Below are 17,274 nucleotides of genomic sequence, written 5' to 3'. Positions count from 1 at the left end.
TCTTATTACGGTGGTGTTTTTATTAAGCAGCTTTGCTACTAATAGCACGTTGTAGAATACGGCGTGACACTTCTAAATCATTGTTGCTGTGCTCGCCTAACTGAACCATGTTGTGCGCTTCAAGCTGCTTGATAATCGGGTCAATAGCTGATTCATCAAGTTCTGCATCTTCTAAACTGACGGGCAAGCCAAGGTCGCGGAAGAAGTTTTCTGTACGGACAATAGCGGCTTCAATGACAGCGTCTTCGTCTTGATGAGCGTCATCGAGCGTAATATTCCAGACATTATGTGCATATTGAAGTAATTTCTCTTTTTTGCTGTCTTTCAACTCGCGCATTACTGAGGGTAATAAAATGGTTAGGGTGCGAGCATGATCGATGCTGTGTAACGAGGTTAGCTCATGACCGATCATATGTGTCGTCCAGTCTTGCGGTACGCCTGCACCGATTAGACCATTGAGTGCCATGGTCGCTGTCCACATGATATTCTTACGAGTTTCTAAGTTTTCTGGATCTTGTTTAACGATACGACCTTCATCAATGAGGATTTTCAGCAAGCTCTCAGCAAAGGCATCTTGCACTTTTGCATTGACTGGATACGTTAGGTACTGTTCCATGACATGGACAAAGGCGTCCGCAACACCATTCATCACTTGACGCTCAGGTAATGTCAGTGTTTTGATTGGATCTAATATTGAGAACTTAGGGAAGGCAAGTGCGTTGCCAAATGGTAGCTTAGCTTGACGTTCACTATAATTGATGACGCCGCCTGAGTTCATCTCAGAGCCAGTGGCTGGAATGGTCAAAACAGCACCCAAATCGATGGTAGAATCAATGTCTCTGCAATAGCTGGTTAGTGCGTTCCATGCTTGTTCGCGTGAGACAGTCGTGCCATCTTCTTCAGTGAGGGACGATACCAATGCAACAAATTTGCTACCATCAATGACTGAGCCGCCCCCGACCGCTAGCAAAAAGTCAATATTGTGCTCATTGACCATATCTGCTGCTTTTAAAAGAGTCGTGAATTCTGGATTGGCTTCAATACCACCAAATTCGAATACGGTACGTGTACCGCTCGCAGCCAAGGCTTCTTTTACTTCGTCTAGCGTACCTGTGCGCTGTGCCGAACCGCCACCATAAGTGATAAGCACACGGGCATCAGTCGGTACCAATTCTGATAGTTGTTTGATTTGACCTTCACCAAAGACGATACGTACTGGATTGTAATATTGGAAGTTATTCATAGTATTCCTAAAATTATTAAATATTTGTGTTGGGCGTATGGGGTGCAAAAACCTCAGTGGCAAATTAGCCATTCGTTTTTGCAACTGTGGGCATTGTACATTAAATAGACCAGTCGTCTAGTTGTTTTTACAAAACTCTCTTATAACTCAATTTTTTGCTTTAGATATAGGGAAGTATAAATGGCTAAAAAGCGTTTAACGCACGAGATTAGCGTCCCAATTGAGAAGTAGTCATCTGCCATACTTCTGCAAGGGGTGTATTGGTTTGGCTAATCTTGGCGATTAAACTGGCACCAAGCCAAGCAAAATACCAACGTTTGGCCATGCTCTCGGCCGCGATATTGTCAGGTTGTGGTACAGAGTCATCCGCCCAGCCTGCTTTGATTTGTTCGGCAAGCCAGCTGATGGTCTGCTGATAACCAGCATTCAGTGCGATGCGCATAGGTTCAGACAGATCTGCAACCTCAGCGCTGAGCTTAACCACCAAGCACTTTTCATGATCACAGCTATTTTGCTGGGTGTCATACCAGCTTTGAAAGTAATCATAAATCTTTTGCTGAGCATTAACTTTTTGACGACCAATGGTGTCTAAGCGTATCTTATAGTCAGTAAAATAATGACTGATGATAGCTTCACCAAATGCTTCCTTTGAGGCAAAATAATGGTAAAAAGAGCCTTTAGGAATACCGGCTGTGTCTAGTATTTGTTTGATACCGACGGCAGTAAAACCTTTTTTGGAAATCAGTTGATAGCCTGTTTCTAACAGATGCGTTTTGGTATCTGGTGGGATTGTGGTTGAGGCCGCAGACATAATGGTAATGTCCTCCTATATTTTTTATGAATGTATTTCAGAGATAAGGTATGGCGAATAATGCTACTTAGCGCGCTATTAACAATTATTCATGATACTTTCTATGGGTAGATGCAGATTTTTATTGTTGCTTATAATGAGTGCTTATTGTAAAGGTTGATATGGTCACGTTACGTTTTTTCAACAATACTTTCTGACGAAATACGCTTATTTATATGAGGTCTATGGTAGCATTAGACCAGTCGTCTAGCAAGTTTCGTTTTGATGTGCTTAATCAAATGCAGCGAGCGCAGGCTATTTAATATAAATAACTGTGTTAAGGGTTATTTTTTATCTGCCTCAATTTGCTAGTCATACTGTTTTATTGACAACCAACATAACATCCCTAAAATAAATGAGAAGAATTATGTCAACTGATACCGATAATACCAAAGCCAATGCCTATAATGATTTCCACCTCCAGTACATTGCAGGGGAATGGCAAAGCGGTCAAGATGATAGCGTCAATACCAATACCAACCCCTACAATGGCGATACACTTGTAAAGATTCAGCAGGCGACAGAAGCACAGCTTAATGAAGCTTATCAAGCAGCAAGTGCGGCACAAAAAGAGTGGGCACAGCAGACGCCAGCGACACGAGCAGGTGTGCTATATAAAGTGGTTGAGATTTTAGATCAGCGCCAAGATGAAATCGTCGATTGGCTCATTAAAGAGTCGGGCAGTACCCGTGTTAAAGCCATGGTTGAGTTTGCTGCTACACGCGCTATTACCCTTGAAGCGGCGACTTTCCCCAGTCGTGTACATGGCGAGATTCGTCCATCTAACACCCCTGGCAAAGAAAACTTTGTTTACCGTGAGCCCATCGGTGTCGTCGCTGTCATTAGTCCGTGGAATTTTCCATTACATTTGACCCAACGTTCTATTGCACCAGCCTTAGCACTTGGTAACGCTGTGGTACTCAAGCCTGCGAGTGATACCCCAGTGACTGGTGGTTTGCTGCTAGCAAAAGTATTCGAAGAAGCAGATTTACCAAAAGGCTTGCTTAACGTGGTTGTTGGCTCAGGCAAAGAGATAGGAGATGCGATCGTTGAACACAAAACCCCAAGCTTTGTATCATTTACTGGCTCTACTTCAGTCGGCAAGCGCATTGGCGAGTTGGCCAATGGCGGCGACTACATTAAACAAGTAGCGCTTGAGTTGGGTGGTAACAGTCCATTTGTGGTATTAAAAGACGCTGATATTGAGCAAGCGGTCAAAGCAGCAGCCTTTGGGAAGTTCTTACATCAAGGTCAAATCTGTATTGCTATCAATCGTATTATCGTTGAAGACGAGGTTTATGATGACTTCGTTGAGCGTTTCTTGGCGCATGTTAAAACGTTAAATGTCGGCGATCCGAGCAAACAAGACACGGCTGTTGGTCCGATTATTAATAAAAAACAAGTCGAATCGTTGAAAGAGAAAATCGCCAACGCGCAGCAAGAAGGCGCAAAAATGATATTAACTGGTGAGATTAAAGGGCAAGTGGTACCGCCGCACATCTTTAGTGAAGTAACGCGCGAGATGGGTTTGTCACGTAATGAGGTGTTTGGACCACTGGTTGGTATCATTCGTGCCAAAGATGAAGATGATGCGTTATCGATCGCCAATGACTCAATGTTTGGTTTGTCGAGTGCGGTATTTACAAAAGATATGGCAAAAGGCATGCGCTTTGCTCGCGGTATCAGAGCGGGTATGACCCATATTAATGATATTTCAGTCAATGATGAAAGTAACTTACCATTCGGTGGCGAGAAAAACTCAGGTATTGGTCGTTTTAACGGTGAGTGGGTGCTAGAAGAGTTCACTAGAACGCACTGGATATCTATGCAACATGAGCCACGTGAGTATCCGTTTTAAGCGATGTATATTTTCAATGCTCTAAATTAAAGTTTTAATAATAAAAAAGCCTGCAAATCAGCGGGCTTTTTTATGGGAACGTTGAAAGTGTGATTATTTAAGGTGAAAGCCTAGCAAGCCTTGTATCTCCTCGACGGTCATATGTCTAACGAGCGCTTGATCTTCTACCGACAAGCGATTGGTGTGCTCTTTTATCATAGTATGGATGCTACGAGCGACCTCAGAGGTGCTAGCATAATACATTTGCGGCTCTTCTTTGGTGAGTTTCATCAAAAACTTATCGATGATTTTGCGCTTTTCATGGGAAGCGTGTTCTTGAGTCATGACATTCTCCTAGTTATAAACCATCTAAGCAGTCAGCTCAGTGATAGTCAATGCTTATGGCTAGTATAACGCAGATAACAACGAGGGTAGCGACTTAAGTTGAACGGGTAACACGCTCTATACTGTGTGTCACATTCTAAAATATTATAGTTTAGACTCAGCTTCAAGTGAGCGCGTTTAACTACTTGGGAATCGAGAGTATGTCAAATCACCAATCAAACAACGAATCAAATAAGTCAGTCAAAAAAGCGGTATTGGTCTTATTTCATAACGATTTGCGCATAGAGGGCAATGAAACGTTAGTCAAAGCGGCGACATTGGCTAAAAGTAATCAAGGCAACCTGATGCTCATCTATGCTGATTTTTTGGCTGATTGCATCCAATCGAGAGAGAGCCGTCAAGCTTACCACTTTAATGAGAGGGGCGCTGCTCGTCAGCAGTTCTTGTTTGAGAGCTTGGCTGATTTGGATCGATCGCTTCAGCGCCTTGGTAATCGATTGCTTTATCTGTCGCCAAGCTATTTATCAAAGAGTCATTTGTCACAAGATAAGGTAGAGTCTGCCTTAAACACCTTTACTCAGTTATGCCAGCTCATTGAGCAGCAACAAGTCACCGATATCTGTGTCAGCCACACGGCAGATTATAATCAAAATAAAGGCTATGCTGCCTTGCAGAGCAAATATCCGCAGATAATATGGCACAGGCAATCAACCCATACGCTATTTGCTGATTTACCGACACAAGACCTGCCCAAAAGCTTTACCCAGTTTCGCAAAAAGGTTGAAGTAAGCCATGATTTATTGAATGCTGACGACGAGGTGGCTGTTTCTCCTACGCCAAAGTCGCTACCGCCAATGCCTGATGCGTTGATAGCGCATAGTAAATACTTTTTTAAAACACAACCATCTGATGAGCAAGCGCTTAGTTTTAAAGGTGGTGAAACAAATGCAATGCTTCATTTAACTCACTATTTCGATTCTGCTGCACCGCGCACTTATAAAATCACACGTAATGCACTGGATGACTGGACGCATTCCACTAAATTCTCGCCTTGGCTGGCAAATGGTTGCTTGTCTGTGAAAATACTGTTGAATCGCTTACGTCATTATGAGCGTGAGATTATCGCCAATGAGTCAACGTATTGGATATGGTTTGAGCTGCTGTGGCGCGAGTATTTTTATTGGTATGCGATTGAACATGGTAGCAATCTGTTTTTGTTTAAGGGCATTGGTCATCAATTACCAGCTACTCATTTTGACGATCAGCGTTTGCAGCAATGGCAGAATGGCAACACGCCATATCCTATCGTCAATGCTTGCATGAATCAGCTAAAGCAAACAGGGTATATGTCCAATCGAGGCAGACAAATCGTTGCTAGCTGCTTTATTCATGAGCTGGGTTTAGACTGGCGTTACGGTGCAACCTATTTTGAGCAGCATCTTATCGATTATGATGTCGCGAGTAATTGGGGGAATTGGCAATATCTAGCGGGCGTAGGCGCTGATCCAAGAGGATGTCGGCAATTTAATCTTAGCAAGCAAACCCAGCAATACGATCCCAGTGGTGAGTTCATTGATAAATGGCAAGGCCGTCATGTAAGTTAAAGCGGTTTATGGATTTTAGACCATAAATGCTAAATAGCACTTTCTAAACCGCTTAATAGTCTTATCAGTGGTTATTTTTTTATGCTAATAGCAAACCGTTATAATGAGTTATAAAATTATCACTATTGTATAACTTGTAACATTCATCTAAAATGAATATTTAAGTTAAACTCTATTCACATGCTTCTAAGAAGACTGCCATGCAATCGATCAACTTACCCAGCAAGCCGCCCAGCTCTCCGCATCCCATTCTGAATTTGAGCTTTCGAATATTTTTTAGTGCTGCCGCGCTATTTGCCGTGATAACGATGCTGCTATGGTCTTTTGTATTTACTGGTCATACAGATATTGACGCACAAGCGCTGAACCCATTGTATTGGCACGGTCATGAGATGGTCTATGGTTATGCCTTGGCGGTCATTGCAGGATTTCTCCTCACAGCAGTGAAGACGTGGACAGGGGTAATGATGCCGCATGGTTATAAGCTGCTGGCTATATTTGGCTGTTGGCTGCTGGCACGTTTAAGCTGGGCAGGTTTTGGACTTGGTATGACGGTTGCGGGTAGCAGTATATCGTTGTTATATGTCGCCGCAGTATTTGACTTATTGTTTATCGCCTCGATGGCATTTGTGATATGTCGAGCGGTATTACAGGTCAAGCAGTATAAGCAAATGGGCATCTTAGCGAAATTGGCATTATTGACCGTTGGCAATGGAATCTGCTACTGGGGTATTATCAATGCCGATATGAGTACGACTAAAATAGGTATTTATCTAGGGTTTTATTTGATTATCGGTTTGGTGCTGACCATTGGTCGCCGCGTGGTGCCATTCTTTATTGAACGTGGTCTGAGTGTTGGAACGACGGAAGTCATCAAGTTGCGCAATAGTAAAGTACAGGATATTGCGAGTTTATTGTTTTTCTTAGCGTTTTTTATCAGTGACTTGTTTTATCCTAATCAGTATCTGCTGACTATTACGGCGCTTGGCGTAGCAGTGGTTAATATCGTCCGTTTGGTAGGCTGGTATCATCGCGGTATCTGGCAAAAGCCATTGCTTTGGTCATTATATGTTGCATTTTTGGGCATGTGTTTGAGTTTTCTGCTGTATGCGCTGCAACCATGGTTGGGCTATACTCATAGTATTGCGATGCATGGGCTCGCCATTGCTGGCGTTGGTATGATGACCGTGGCGATGATGACGCGGGTATCGCTTGGGCATACGGGACGCAGCATTCATCAGCCGCCCAAGACGGTGAATATTATGTACGGTCTGATGGTATTGGCATTTGTCAGTCGCGTGCTATTGCCACTTGCTGATATGAGTCACTATCTATTATGGATCATGATTGCCCAAGGGGCGTGGATTGCTTGCTTCGTGCTATTTTGCATCAGTTATTTGCCGATGCTGGCACGTCCTAGACCTGATGGTCTGTTTGGTTAGAGCCTGTAGTGCAGTTATAATGCTCTCGCTAAAATAATAGGGGATTTATCAAAATTTATCGCCTTAGTATTGATATTTTTGAGTAAGTTGTTTTGCAAATGTTATAAGGTTTTGAGACCTTTGTTTTCCAGACACTGTTTGTTTAAAATACGGTTTGTTCAAAATACCGTTTGTCTGAGACACTGACTTTTCAAGACCCTCATTTTCAAACTCATAGAGTTACATTGCTAAAGTTTAGGCTGATACATACTTGAGAGATTTATATAAAATAGGAGCGCAAATAAATGCGATTGACCAATTATAGCGATTATGCACTGCGCTCATTGATTTACTTGGCGGTGAGACCAGAGCCGCCATTACTCGCAAATATCAGTGATATTGCTAACAGTTATGGCATTTCTAAAAGTCATTTGACCAAGATTATTCATCAGTTGGGTCAGCTTGGTTATATAGAAAGTGTGCGTGGTAAAAATGGCGGTATACGTTTGGCTCGTGCGCCAAAAGACATCAATTTGGGTGTATTAATTAAACAAATAGAGCCAGACTTTGATTTGGTCGAATGCTTTGCGACACCCGATAATGATAAGAGCAGTGATGGTCGACAGACTGGTTCAACAGGTTTGCCCATTACGCTTATTGATGAAACGACAAATAACGCTAGAGGCTGTGTCATTAGCCCAGCATGCCAACTAAAAAGTGTTTTTTTTGAAGCGCTGACGGCATTTATTAACGTCCTTGAACGCTATACCTTGGCAGATATCATCAATAACGAAGATGAGCTAGCGTCTTTATTGTTTCGTTAATAACTTTTGATGTTGATGGCGTCATTGCAAAAAAGGGAGCGACCATCTTGGTCACTCCCTTTGTTATGCTTCTAATGTAAGATTATACGGTCAATTAAGCTTTTTCTAATTTTGGACGGGCTTTATCAATGGCTTTTAATAGCGCCACTTCAAACTCACCGTCATTGAATGTCACTAAATAGGAATGTGCAGCGCAGAAATTACGCACATCGCGCCATTCATGTGCCAAATTGCTTGCCCAATCGCAATATTGCTTGCCTGCATCGGGCTCGTTTTTTAGCGCTTTTTTGGTCGTTGGGTGTAGTATCAGCTCAGGTAATATCGCCTCTAATAATTTCATCGGTGGACTCATAAAGGTGTCATCGACGTGCAAGCTTTGACTGGCAGGATGATAGGCTAATAGTGAGCCTGCATGAATCATCTCATTGGGTGAGATATAGTGGATGCCTTGTGACATTGAGAACTTAAGCTCAGGGTAACGCTTGGCGACCGCATCGCTTTCAACCAAATCATCTGCCCATTTTACTTCAGGTGCTTTTTTATGGTGGCGGCTACTGCCATAAAAGGTCGCCTGCGGGAAGTCTTTTGCCATTTGTGCACAGTGCACCGTATGGAATGGGTGGACGTTCAGTACTGCTTCGACATCTTGACCATTATTGGTTAATGCCATCACCTCATCGCGTACGTCACCAGTCAATGAATAGCTATCTAAAAATATAAACTTTCCTGAGTTTAACTGTATAAGTGAGCACTGAGTACCAATGTTTAGAACACCGCCAATGCGAAAAGATCCGCGTATATTCCAAAATCCTGCCCCTAAATCATGAATGTTATCGGTCATTGAAATTATTCCTTAGTGTTTTTATTCGGGTTTTTTAATGTCTTAGCAATTTTAATAATGAATATTTCTCATCAGTAGATGACAATTTATTATAAATGACCTCTTATTATGGTGAGTCATGTACCTAAAGTCTGTTATAAAAAAGATGTTGATTGTTAGGTTCAGTGTATAGCGTTAAAGTCTGATATCAGCCTGTATTAACCGAGGGTCATTGTCATTCATAGCTTATAATTTATAGATTATTATTTAATGAATCTGTATAATATCTCTCACTATTTAATTTGTATTTGAAGGTTGAGTCATGAGATTTTTTGGAAAAATGAGCGCATCAGCGGTTATGGCAACGATGTTATTAGCAGGTTGCTCAAGCCTAAACAATGATAACAGCGTCACTAAAATGGACACTATCCAAGCTGCTCAAACAGCACCAGTCCCACAAGTGGGTTTTCGTTTCAGCACTACTGAGAATTTTGATCTTGCCAATCAAAACAAACTTTCTTGGCGTGTGTTTTATGACAAACCCTCTATAGGTGCAGATGCTACTTGGTTTGACGCCGTAAAACATGGTGATCTAGCCACGGTCAAATACATGGTTAACAATGGTCAAGACTTAGAAGTTAAGGACACAGGTAGCCTTAATCAAACGGCGTTAGGCTGGGCTGCCTTTATCGGCTATGAAGATATGGTCGATTACTTAGTCAGTAAAGGCGCTGATATCTATGCTAAAGATGACGGTGATGTGTATAACGTCATGAAATCTGCTGTACTGGGAAAAAATACCAATATTGTCAAAAAAGTACATACGTTATTGAATGAAAAAGCGCCTGTGGACTTAAATGATCAGACGGTAGAAAGTGATGGTGAAACCTTGATTATGGTTGCAGCTAGTAATAATCGCCTTGAAACTGTCAAATATTTATTGGCGCAAGGTGCTAATCCAAATCTAGTGGCAACGACCAAAGACAAAAAAATGGGCTCGTATAATCAAGGTACCTATTCATATGCGTGTTCGCGAGATTTGGTTGATATGCAAAAGCTATTAGCCGCCAATGGTGCTGTGAATCATCGCACTGGCAAAGCGAGCTGTGAATAATTGCGTCAATGACTTTACAAAAAAGGCTGCCATTTCGGTAGCCTTTTTCTATGCTAAGCGCTCCTAAGTGAGAGAGTGACCAGCGGATTGTTTATAAGTGTCTAGTTTATCAGTACCTAGTTTATAAGTGCTTTTCTCATGAGCGCCTCGTTTATGAGCAGTTTTTATAGTCGTAAGCGGATATACGAGGATTGTTGCCATAATTATCGTTACGACATAAAAACTGATCAAAGCGGGTATCGCCATTAATATAGCGATGCATCCAAGCAATACCTGGCTTGCTCAGTAATATCTCATTAAAACGATAACTTGGACAAAAATGGCTACCGTTCTTTATCTCAATCTTCATTTTTGCGCCTGTAGCTTGATCATAAAAACGACTGCTGTATTTTTTATTTGAGGCGATACGGTCATTCTGGCAAGTAATGAATAAAGCAGGCGTGTTCATTTCGCCATAGTCTTTATCGTGATAGGGCGTTTGCGCAATAATCGCTCGAACCGTCTGACGTTTTGTCGCTAGCTGGAGTGCGCCGCCGCCGCCCATTGACCAGCCAATAGCACCCAAGCGCGTACTATCTATCTGAGCGCCTACCGTATTGTCACGAAGCATATGATCAAGCGCGGCACTTAACTGTGCCGCACGGCTCTCTGGGTCATCATAAATGGAGTTGGTATCGATGGTGATAACCACAAATCCCCAAGATGCCAAACGCGGCCCCCACCATTTAATAGAAGATTCGTAGGACACATAACCAGATACTACCGCGATCCCGCCTAACAGACCACAGCCGCCCGCGTTGGTTGGATAATAAATGGTTCCGCCACCAAAGCCATTGGCTAACTGACGAGGAACGGGTTTTTTGGCCACCGAAAAAGGCCCCTTATCACGCGTATCTGACAGATTATCCGCTGTAATAATACTGTCGGCGATACAGTTTGACGGCACGGCTGGTGTTGATACAGGCGATGTTCTTGCAACCGCTGACGCTATCGGGGTTGATACTATTTTGGTCGATTGCTCTTTAATTATGAGCTTGTTCGTTGCGGCTACTTCGTCTAACGTAACTGCCGACGCATTTATAGAAAAAACCAGTGCGCCTATAGCGACAATCCATTGCGAATAAAAAGGGTATTTGGGCATGATAGAGCGTCTGCTATAGGTGAGTTGGATTTTGCCGCAGGTTATATTTTGTGGATATAAGTTTTTGTGAATTGCATTTATATATAATAGATCAAAATAATAGTAGACAGTAATCTGCTTGCTGTCAAAAATATACGTCACCTACGCAGTATATAAATCAGCAGTTTTTAGTGTTCAATAGACCCTAAGCATAAATAAAGCAATACCGATAACACACCGAAACCAGAGTCTGGTATTTGGTGTGCTAAAATCATACATGACGCCTATTCCTAGCATCAGCCATTATTTTCATTATTGTTTTTGTCATTATTTTAGCTATTATCGTCCTATTTCTATTACTCACGCCAGATCATCCGCGTCCAATATAGCCTGTATCCCTGTGAAAAATACCATCAGTAAACCCCAAAATAATATGCCAGAGCCTCTATCTATGCCAATCAATAATGCAACATCGTGGGTCTTAAAACTCACCATTGGCTTGATTGGGATGTTTGCTTTTTTGCAAGTGTATTCTATTCAGGCCATTTTGCCCGTATTGATGGTAGACCTGTCTGCAACTGAGGTGCAAGCTGGCATGATCGTCGGTGCAACGGTGATGGCGATTGCTATTATGTCGCCATTCTTGGGCATGCTGTCTGACGCTGTGGGGCGTAAATCCTTTATCGTTGGCGCATTATTATTTTTAGCGATACCAACTGCTTTAATTGCCCAAAGTCCGAGTATTGGTTGGATGGGTATGTGGCGGTTTATGCAAGGGTTGTCTGTACCGGGCATTACCGTGGTGACGATAGCTTATATCGGTGAAGAGTTTGAGGGACGCGCTGTCACGGAACTGATGTCGTTCTATGTTTCAGGCTCGGTACTTGGCGGCTTTATGGGGCGATTTTTACTTGGGCACTTGCACGAGATTATCGGCTGGCGTGCAGGCTATTATGTGATGGCAGCGATGACACTTATCGGGGCGCTATGGGTCGGCAAGATGCTACCATCGTCACAGCAGTTTGTGGCCAATCCGAATTTTCGTTCCGCGATGCAGACGCTCGGTGAGCATTTAACCAATCGTTATGTGGTGACGGCGTGTCTGCTAGGGGCGTGTGTCTTATTCTCACTCGTGGGCTGTTTTACCTTTATCAATCTACATCTTGCTAAGACGCCATATGAGTTGAGTACGGGTGCGCTTGCCAATATTTTTGCCGTTTATTTGATAGGCGTTGTTATTACGCCATTGTCGACGACCTTGCTACGTCGCTTTGGTTCAGCGCGCACAGTACGTGTGGCTGTTTTCGTTTCTATAATTGGGGTGCTGTTAACACTAGTGACGCCGTTATGGGGCATTATTATTGGTCTTGCTATTATGTCCTCAGGTGTCTTTATCACCCAAGCTGCTACCATCAGTTATATCGCCGTCAATGTTAAAAAAGGGCGCTCATTGGCGTCTGGTTTATATTACATGGGGTATTATGCTGGCGGTACGATGGGTGCGTGGTTATGCGGTATGGCTTATGCGCGCGGGCAGTGGTCGCTCACAGTATGGCTGCTCTTATTTGTACAGATTTTGGCATTACTGGTTGCCAGTTTTGGCATGATTAAAACAAAATCACGTGTGGCTTGATGGCTGTTTTTGAGCAATTTTCATCAAGCTATTGCCTCTTAGGATGTTTACGTAAGGTTGCTTTACATAGTATCTATTTTTTCTTACTATCGATATAGCCTGTTCAATACACCCTAATAATTCTATTAATACTGTTAGCCACTATCAATTTTTAAACAGCCAATTTTTAAATAGCCACTGGTTAAACCGCAATTTTTTATAAATAAAAGCTAAAATAACTAGGGCTGCGTGCCATCAATTATTTATGATTCACCCGCATAATAACTTATCCGCATGACCAACAAGGACGTCACATCTATGTCAAATATTTACCACAGCGCCCCTTCTGCTTACGATTATCCCTTATTAGTTAAGCAGCTATTGAACCGTGCCAAAACGGTGTCGCTAGAGCAAGAAATCGTTTATGCTGACAAAAAACGCCTTACCTATAAAGATTTATTCAATCGTATCAATCGCTTGGCCAATGTCTTAGCAGGTTTAAATCTAGATGCAGGTGATATAGTGGCGGTGATGGATTGGGACAGCCATCGTTATCTGGAGTCGTATTTTGCGGTACCGATGTCAGAGTATATTTTGCAAACCGTTAATATCCGCCTATCGCCAGAAAAAATTCTTTATACCATCAATCATGCTAAGCCGAAAGTGCTGCTGCTCAACTCTGAGTTTGCGCCATTGGTCAAAAGCTATCAGTTTGAAAACTCTAGTATTGAGCACATTATTTGGCTAGATGATGATGGCGTGACATCTGAAGGAGTCTTTGGTGGTAATCAAAACCGAGTAGTGGGTGAGTATGAAGCGTTATTACAAGCTGCCGATAGTGAGTTTGACTTCCCAGATTTTGATGAAAACACCATTGCCACGACGTTTTATACCTCAGGCACGACGGGCGATCCAAAAGGCGTATTTTTTAGCCACCGCCAGTTAGTATTGCATACCCTCACCGAAGCGGCGACACTAGGTATGCTGCCCGACAAGCAAGGCGTCAGTTACGGTGATGTCTATATGCCGATGACGCCGATGTTCCACGTTCATGCATGGGGCTTTCCATTTACCGCGACCATGGCTGGTCTGAAGCAAGTGTATCCAGGACGCTATGCACCAGATGTGTTAATGGATTTGATTATTAATGAAAAAGTCAGTATTACCCATTGTGTCCCAACGATTTTGCAAATGGTGCTCAAAGAAGCGCAAGATCGCGGTGCTAGCTTTAATGGTTTAAAAATGATCATCGGTGGTTCAAGATTGACTGAAGGTCTGGCAAAAACCGCCATGGCACAAGGCATCGAAGTATATACTGGTTATGGTATGTCAGAGACAGCGCCCCTTATTAGCTTGACAGAATTTAGTCTCGACGAGCCTGAAATGAGTGAAGATGAAGATATCACTCGCCGTTGTATGACTGGTAAGCCCGTACTGATGGTGGACGCTCAAATATGGAGTACCAATAATGAGTCGGTTGGTACCGGTCAAGACAATACTGGCGAGCTGGTATTACGCGCACCTTGGCTAACGCAAAGCTATCTAAAAAATGACGATGCGGGCAAAGAGCTGTGGGAAAACGGCTATATGCACACCCAAGATATTGCTTATATACGTCCTGATGGTTATATTAGAATTACTGATCGCTTAAAAGATGTCATTAAGTCAGGCGGCGAGTGGATATCGTCATTAGAGATTGAGACGATTTTGTCGTTACATCCAGCGGTCGCTGACGTATCTGTGATTGGGGTACGTGACAAACAGTGGGGCGAGCGTCCATTGGCCTTGATTGTGTTAAAACCTAATGCTCAAGACACGAGCGTTGATGATATCAAAGCCATTGCTGAGAAAGCCGTAGAGCGGGGTATTATTCCGAAATATGGTGTGCCAAGTCAGTTTAAGTTCGTCAATGAGTTGCCAAAGACTTCTGTTGGTAAACATGACAAAAAAGTGATGCGTGAGATGTATGCTGATCAAACTGAGGTATAGGTTCAAAGTGGCTTAACTATTGAGCAGATAACTGGCTTAATAGTTGACCTTTATTGTTAGCTCTGCTACATTTTAAACCGATACCTACTAAATCGATACGTAGTGTATCGGTTTTTTCGTTCTATTAGAGATAGCTGGCAGGGATAGCCAATCTTTACTATGACATTATTAGACAATATTACATCGTATTACCCATCATTTATGCTAAGGACAGCTATTATGAGCGAGCAAACCGCCACTTCAGTGACCAACCAATCGTCAGAGCAAGCTCAGACTTCTCAAGCGTTATCTAATACCACTCAAACTTTTGCTGAAATTTATCACTCTTCTATTGAAAATAAAGAGCAGTTTTGGGCAGAGCAAGCAAAGCGTATCTATTGGCATAAAGAGCCTGAACAAATTCTTGATGACAGTAATCTGCCATTTGCGCAGTGGTATGTCGGTGGCGAGACCAATCTTTGCTATAACTGTGTCGATCGTCACCTTGAGGAACGCGCAGAGCAGGATGCTTTTATCTGGTTATCCTCTGAGATTAACCAAGAGTTAATAGAAACCTTTCCTGCAGTCGTCGATGCGTTTAAAGACTTGGGTAATAACGTTGAGCTTTATACGGACTATACCAAGCGTCGGCTGACCTATAATGACCTATATAAAGAAGTCAATTATTTTGCCGATGTGCTACAGCGTCATGGTATTGGCCAGGGCGATCGCGTTGTCATTTACATGCCGATGATTCTAGAAGCCGCTTATGCCATGTTGGCTTGCGCTCGTATCGGTGCGGTACATTCTGTGGTATTTGGTGGATTTGCGGCTCATAACTTAGCCATTCGTATGGATGATGCCGAAGCAAAAATGGTCATCACGGTGGATGCAGGTTTGCGTGGCGGTAAAGTTATTAATTATAAAAATCTTGTCAATCAAGGGGTCGAGCAAGCAACGGTTAAGCCCGAGCATGTATTGGTCATCAATCGTGGCATTTTACCATTTGAGCCAAAAAATATTGATGTTGATTATGCAACTCAGCGCCGTATCAGCTGTGAAGCCAATGCGATTGTCGAGCCAGTTTGGCTTGAGTCAAATACGCCATCATATTTACTGTATACCTCAGGCACTACGGGTACGCCAAAAGGCGTGCAACGTGATACAGGTGGTCATGCAGTCGCGTTAACGACGTCGATGGACTATATCTACGATGGCAAGGCGGGCGAGACATTCTGGGCGATATCGGATATCGGCTGGGCGGTCGGGCATTCTTATACCATTTATGCGCCATTGCTGGCTGGCATGACGAGTGTGATGTATGAAGGTCTGCCGCATCGCCCAAACCCCGGTATTTGGTGGCGAATTGTCGAAGCAAACAAGGTCAATATTTTATTCACGGCACCGACGGGTGTCCGTATGCTGAAAAAACAAGATGAGACATGGATGACGCGCTATGATGTCTCCAGCGTAAAATCCTTCTTTTTGGCAGGTGAACCACTGGATGAGTCTACTGCCAGTTGGCTGACCAAACATTTAGGCGTACCGATTTTAGACCATTATTGGCAGACAGAATCAGGTTGGCCTATTTTAAGTAATACGCCCAAGTTTAATGATAAACCGCACAAACAAGGCTCACCCGGCTATCCTATGTATGGCTACGATGCACAAGTCATTAATGAGGAAACTGGAGAGCCATGTAAAGCGGGTGAAAAAGGCTTACTAGCGATTCGCGCACCATTGCCGCCCGGTTGTCTGACCACGGTATGGCGTAATGATGACCGCTTTGTCAGTAGCTATTTTGGTCTGTTTGATGGCAAGCAATACTCAACCTCAGATTATGCCGTGACTGACGAGGAAGGTTATTTTTATATCTTAGGGCGCACTGACGATGTGATTAACGTCGCCGGTCATCGTATTGGCACGCAAGAAATTGAAGAAGCGATTAGCACGCATCCAGAAATGGCAGAATGTGCGGTTGTGGGTATTCATGATGAATTGAAAGGAGAGTTGCCGATAGCCTTTTGTGTGCTGAGAGATCATGAACAAGTCACGACCACCGAAAATCGTTTCCGTATTGAGCAGCAGATCATCGGTGCTGTGGTCAAATCCCTTGGTGGTATCGCAAGGCCAGCGGCAATTTATTTCCCGCAAGCACTACCAAAAACGCGCTCTGGCAAAATCTTACGTCGAGCCATTCGTGCTTTAGCAGAAGGCAACGAAACAGGAGATATGTCAACGCTTGATAATCCAACAGCGATTGAGGCGATTAAGCAGTCTATGAAAGACTACTAATACGATGGCGTATTAATTGAAAAAAGACATCTAACGTTAATATTGAAAAAAAGCTCATGCACAATCATGGGCTTTTTTGTTTTCAATTTAAGGCGTCTCTTCATTTTTATCACTACTTAGTCGCTTTCGCTCAAACTGAAAATATACCTTACATAAAGTTTTTCTCGTTAACATAAACTCAGATAAAATTTTGACAAAGCGCTTGACCCTAAAAATGGTTT

13 protein-coding genes are annotated in these 17,274 nt (G+C 43.0%); 8 read left to right on the top strand and 5 right to left on the bottom strand.

What is annotated here, in order from left to right; genetic code table 11:
* Positions 1-22 precede the first annotated feature (22 nt).
* Positions 23-1,243: an iron-containing alcohol dehydrogenase gene (locus JMW64_RS07845; RefSeq protein ID WP_201553987.1), complete on the bottom strand. Its 1,221-nt coding sequence runs from the start codon at positions 1,241-1,243 to the stop codon at positions 23-25.
* 208 nt (positions 1,244-1,451) lie between these two features.
* A complete protein-coding gene (locus JMW64_RS07840; RefSeq protein WP_201553985.1) occupies positions 1,452-2,054 on the bottom strand; it encodes a TetR/AcrR family transcriptional regulator in 603 nt (200 codons plus the stop codon).
* 406 nt (positions 2,055-2,460) lie between these two features.
* Between JMW64_RS07840 and JMW64_RS07835 the strand changes: the two genes are divergently transcribed.
* Complete coding sequence (locus JMW64_RS07835; protein WP_201553983.1) at positions 2,461-3,951, top strand: aldehyde dehydrogenase family protein; 1,491 nt, start codon at positions 2,461-2,463, stop codon at positions 3,949-3,951.
* Positions 3,952-4,044: 93 nt separating this feature from the next.
* Here JMW64_RS07835 and JMW64_RS07830 read toward each other — a convergent pair whose 3' ends face one another.
* The gene (locus JMW64_RS07830) at positions 4,045-4,275 is read right to left on the bottom strand and encodes a hypothetical protein (protein WP_045446342.1); all 231 of its coding nucleotides are present in this window, start codon (positions 4,273-4,275) and stop codon (positions 4,045-4,047) included.
* A gap of 200 nt (positions 4,276-4,475) precedes the next feature.
* On the opposite strand from JMW64_RS07830, the gene JMW64_RS07825 reads away from it, so the two are divergent.
* The 3 genes from JMW64_RS07825 to JMW64_RS07815 all read left to right on the top strand — a co-directional run bounded on the left by JMW64_RS07825 (position 4,476) and on the right by JMW64_RS07815 (position 8,124).
* Positions 4,476-5,879 (top strand): DASH family cryptochrome, encoded by a 1,404-nt coding sequence (locus tag JMW64_RS07825; protein WP_201553981.1) that lies wholly within the window; start codon positions 4,476-4,478, stop codon positions 5,877-5,879.
* Between the two features lie 200 nt (positions 5,880-6,079).
* Positions 6,080-7,321: an NnrS family protein gene (locus JMW64_RS07820; protein ID WP_201553973.1), complete on the top strand. Its 1,242-nt coding sequence runs from the start codon at positions 6,080-6,082 to the stop codon at positions 7,319-7,321.
* A gap of 284 nt (positions 7,322-7,605) precedes the next feature.
* Complete coding sequence (locus tag JMW64_RS07815) at positions 7,606-8,124, top strand: Rrf2 family transcriptional regulator (RefSeq protein WP_201553971.1); 519 nt, start codon at positions 7,606-7,608, stop codon at positions 8,122-8,124.
* Positions 8,125-8,218: 94 nt separating this feature from the next.
* Here the strand turns inward: JMW64_RS07815 and JMW64_RS07810 are convergent, their stop codons facing one another.
* Positions 8,219-8,965 (bottom strand): hypothetical protein, encoded by a 747-nt coding sequence (locus JMW64_RS07810; RefSeq protein WP_201553960.1) that lies wholly within the window; start codon positions 8,963-8,965, stop codon positions 8,219-8,221.
* A gap of 301 nt (positions 8,966-9,266) precedes the next feature.
* Between JMW64_RS07810 and JMW64_RS07805 the strand changes: the two genes are divergently transcribed.
* The gene (locus JMW64_RS07805; RefSeq protein WP_227694127.1) at positions 9,267-10,058 is read left to right on the top strand and encodes an ankyrin repeat domain-containing protein; all 792 of its coding nucleotides are present in this window, start codon (positions 9,267-9,269) and stop codon (positions 10,056-10,058) included.
* 151 nt (positions 10,059-10,209) lie between these two features.
* Here JMW64_RS07805 and JMW64_RS07800 read toward each other — a convergent pair whose 3' ends face one another.
* Positions 10,210-11,199, bottom strand: coding sequence for an alpha/beta hydrolase family protein (locus JMW64_RS07800; RefSeq protein WP_201553958.1), 990 nt, complete (start codon positions 11,197-11,199; stop codon positions 10,210-10,212).
* 430 nt (positions 11,200-11,629) lie between these two features.
* Between JMW64_RS07800 and JMW64_RS07795 the strand changes: the two genes are divergently transcribed.
* From JMW64_RS07795 to JMW64_RS07785, 3 genes are all read left to right on the top strand, one after another.
* Positions 11,630-12,811, top strand: a complete 1,182-nt coding sequence (locus JMW64_RS07795; protein ID WP_201553956.1) for an MFS transporter — start codon at positions 11,630-11,632, stop codon at positions 12,809-12,811.
* Between the two features lie 297 nt (positions 12,812-13,108).
* Positions 13,109-14,779 carry a fatty acid--CoA ligase gene (locus tag JMW64_RS07790; protein WP_201553954.1) on the top strand — a complete coding sequence of 557 codons (1,671 nt, stop codon included), beginning with the start codon at positions 13,109-13,111 and terminating at the stop codon, positions 14,777-14,779.
* A gap of 219 nt (positions 14,780-14,998) precedes the next feature.
* Positions 14,999-17,053 (top strand): propionate--CoA ligase, encoded by a 2,055-nt coding sequence (locus JMW64_RS07785; RefSeq protein WP_201553945.1) that lies wholly within the window; start codon positions 14,999-15,001, stop codon positions 17,051-17,053.
* Positions 17,054-17,274 lie beyond the last annotated feature (221 nt).

Source organism: Psychrobacter immobilis, from assembly GCF_904846065.1.
GTDB classification, from domain to species: domain Bacteria; phylum Pseudomonadota; class Gammaproteobacteria; order Pseudomonadales; family Moraxellaceae; genus Psychrobacter; species Psychrobacter immobilis_H.
This window is presented reverse-complemented; position numbering and strand designations above follow the sequence as displayed.

Coding starts and splice junctions, on each gene's coding strand:
- JMW64_RS07800 (WP_201553958.1), bottom strand. CDS start 11,199: ATGCCCAAATACCCTTTTTATTCGCAATGGATTGTCGCTATAGGCGCA.
- JMW64_RS07840 (WP_201553985.1), bottom strand. CDS start 2,054: ATGTCTGCGGCCTCAACCACAATCCCACCAGATACCAAAACGCATCTG.
- JMW64_RS07810 (WP_201553960.1), bottom strand. CDS start 8,965: ATGACCGATAACATTCATGATTTAGGGGCAGGATTTTGGAATATACGC.
- JMW64_RS07825 (WP_201553981.1), top strand. CDS start 4,476: ATGTCAAATCACCAATCAAACAACGAATCAAATAAGTCAGTCAAAAAA.
- JMW64_RS07795 (WP_201553956.1), top strand. CDS start 11,630: ATGCCAATCAATAATGCAACATCGTGGGTCTTAAAACTCACCATTGGC.
- JMW64_RS07785 (WP_201553945.1), top strand. CDS start 14,999: ATGAGCGAGCAAACCGCCACTTCAGTGACCAACCAATCGTCAGAGCAA.
- JMW64_RS07820 (WP_201553973.1), top strand. CDS start 6,080: ATGCAATCGATCAACTTACCCAGCAAGCCGCCCAGCTCTCCGCATCCC.
- JMW64_RS07805 (WP_227694127.1), top strand. CDS start 9,267: ATGAGATTTTTTGGAAAAATGAGCGCATCAGCGGTTATGGCAACGATG.
- JMW64_RS07835 (WP_201553983.1), top strand. CDS start 2,461: ATGTCAACTGATACCGATAATACCAAAGCCAATGCCTATAATGATTTC.
- JMW64_RS07790 (WP_201553954.1), top strand. CDS start 13,109: ATGTCAAATATTTACCACAGCGCCCCTTCTGCTTACGATTATCCCTTA.
- JMW64_RS07845 (WP_201553987.1), bottom strand. CDS start 1,243: ATGAATAACTTCCAATATTACAATCCAGTACGTATCGTCTTTGGTGAA.
- JMW64_RS07815 (WP_201553971.1), top strand. CDS start 7,606: ATGCGATTGACCAATTATAGCGATTATGCACTGCGCTCATTGATTTAC.
- JMW64_RS07830 (WP_045446342.1), bottom strand. CDS start 4,275: ATGACTCAAGAACACGCTTCCCATGAAAAGCGCAAAATCATCGATAAG.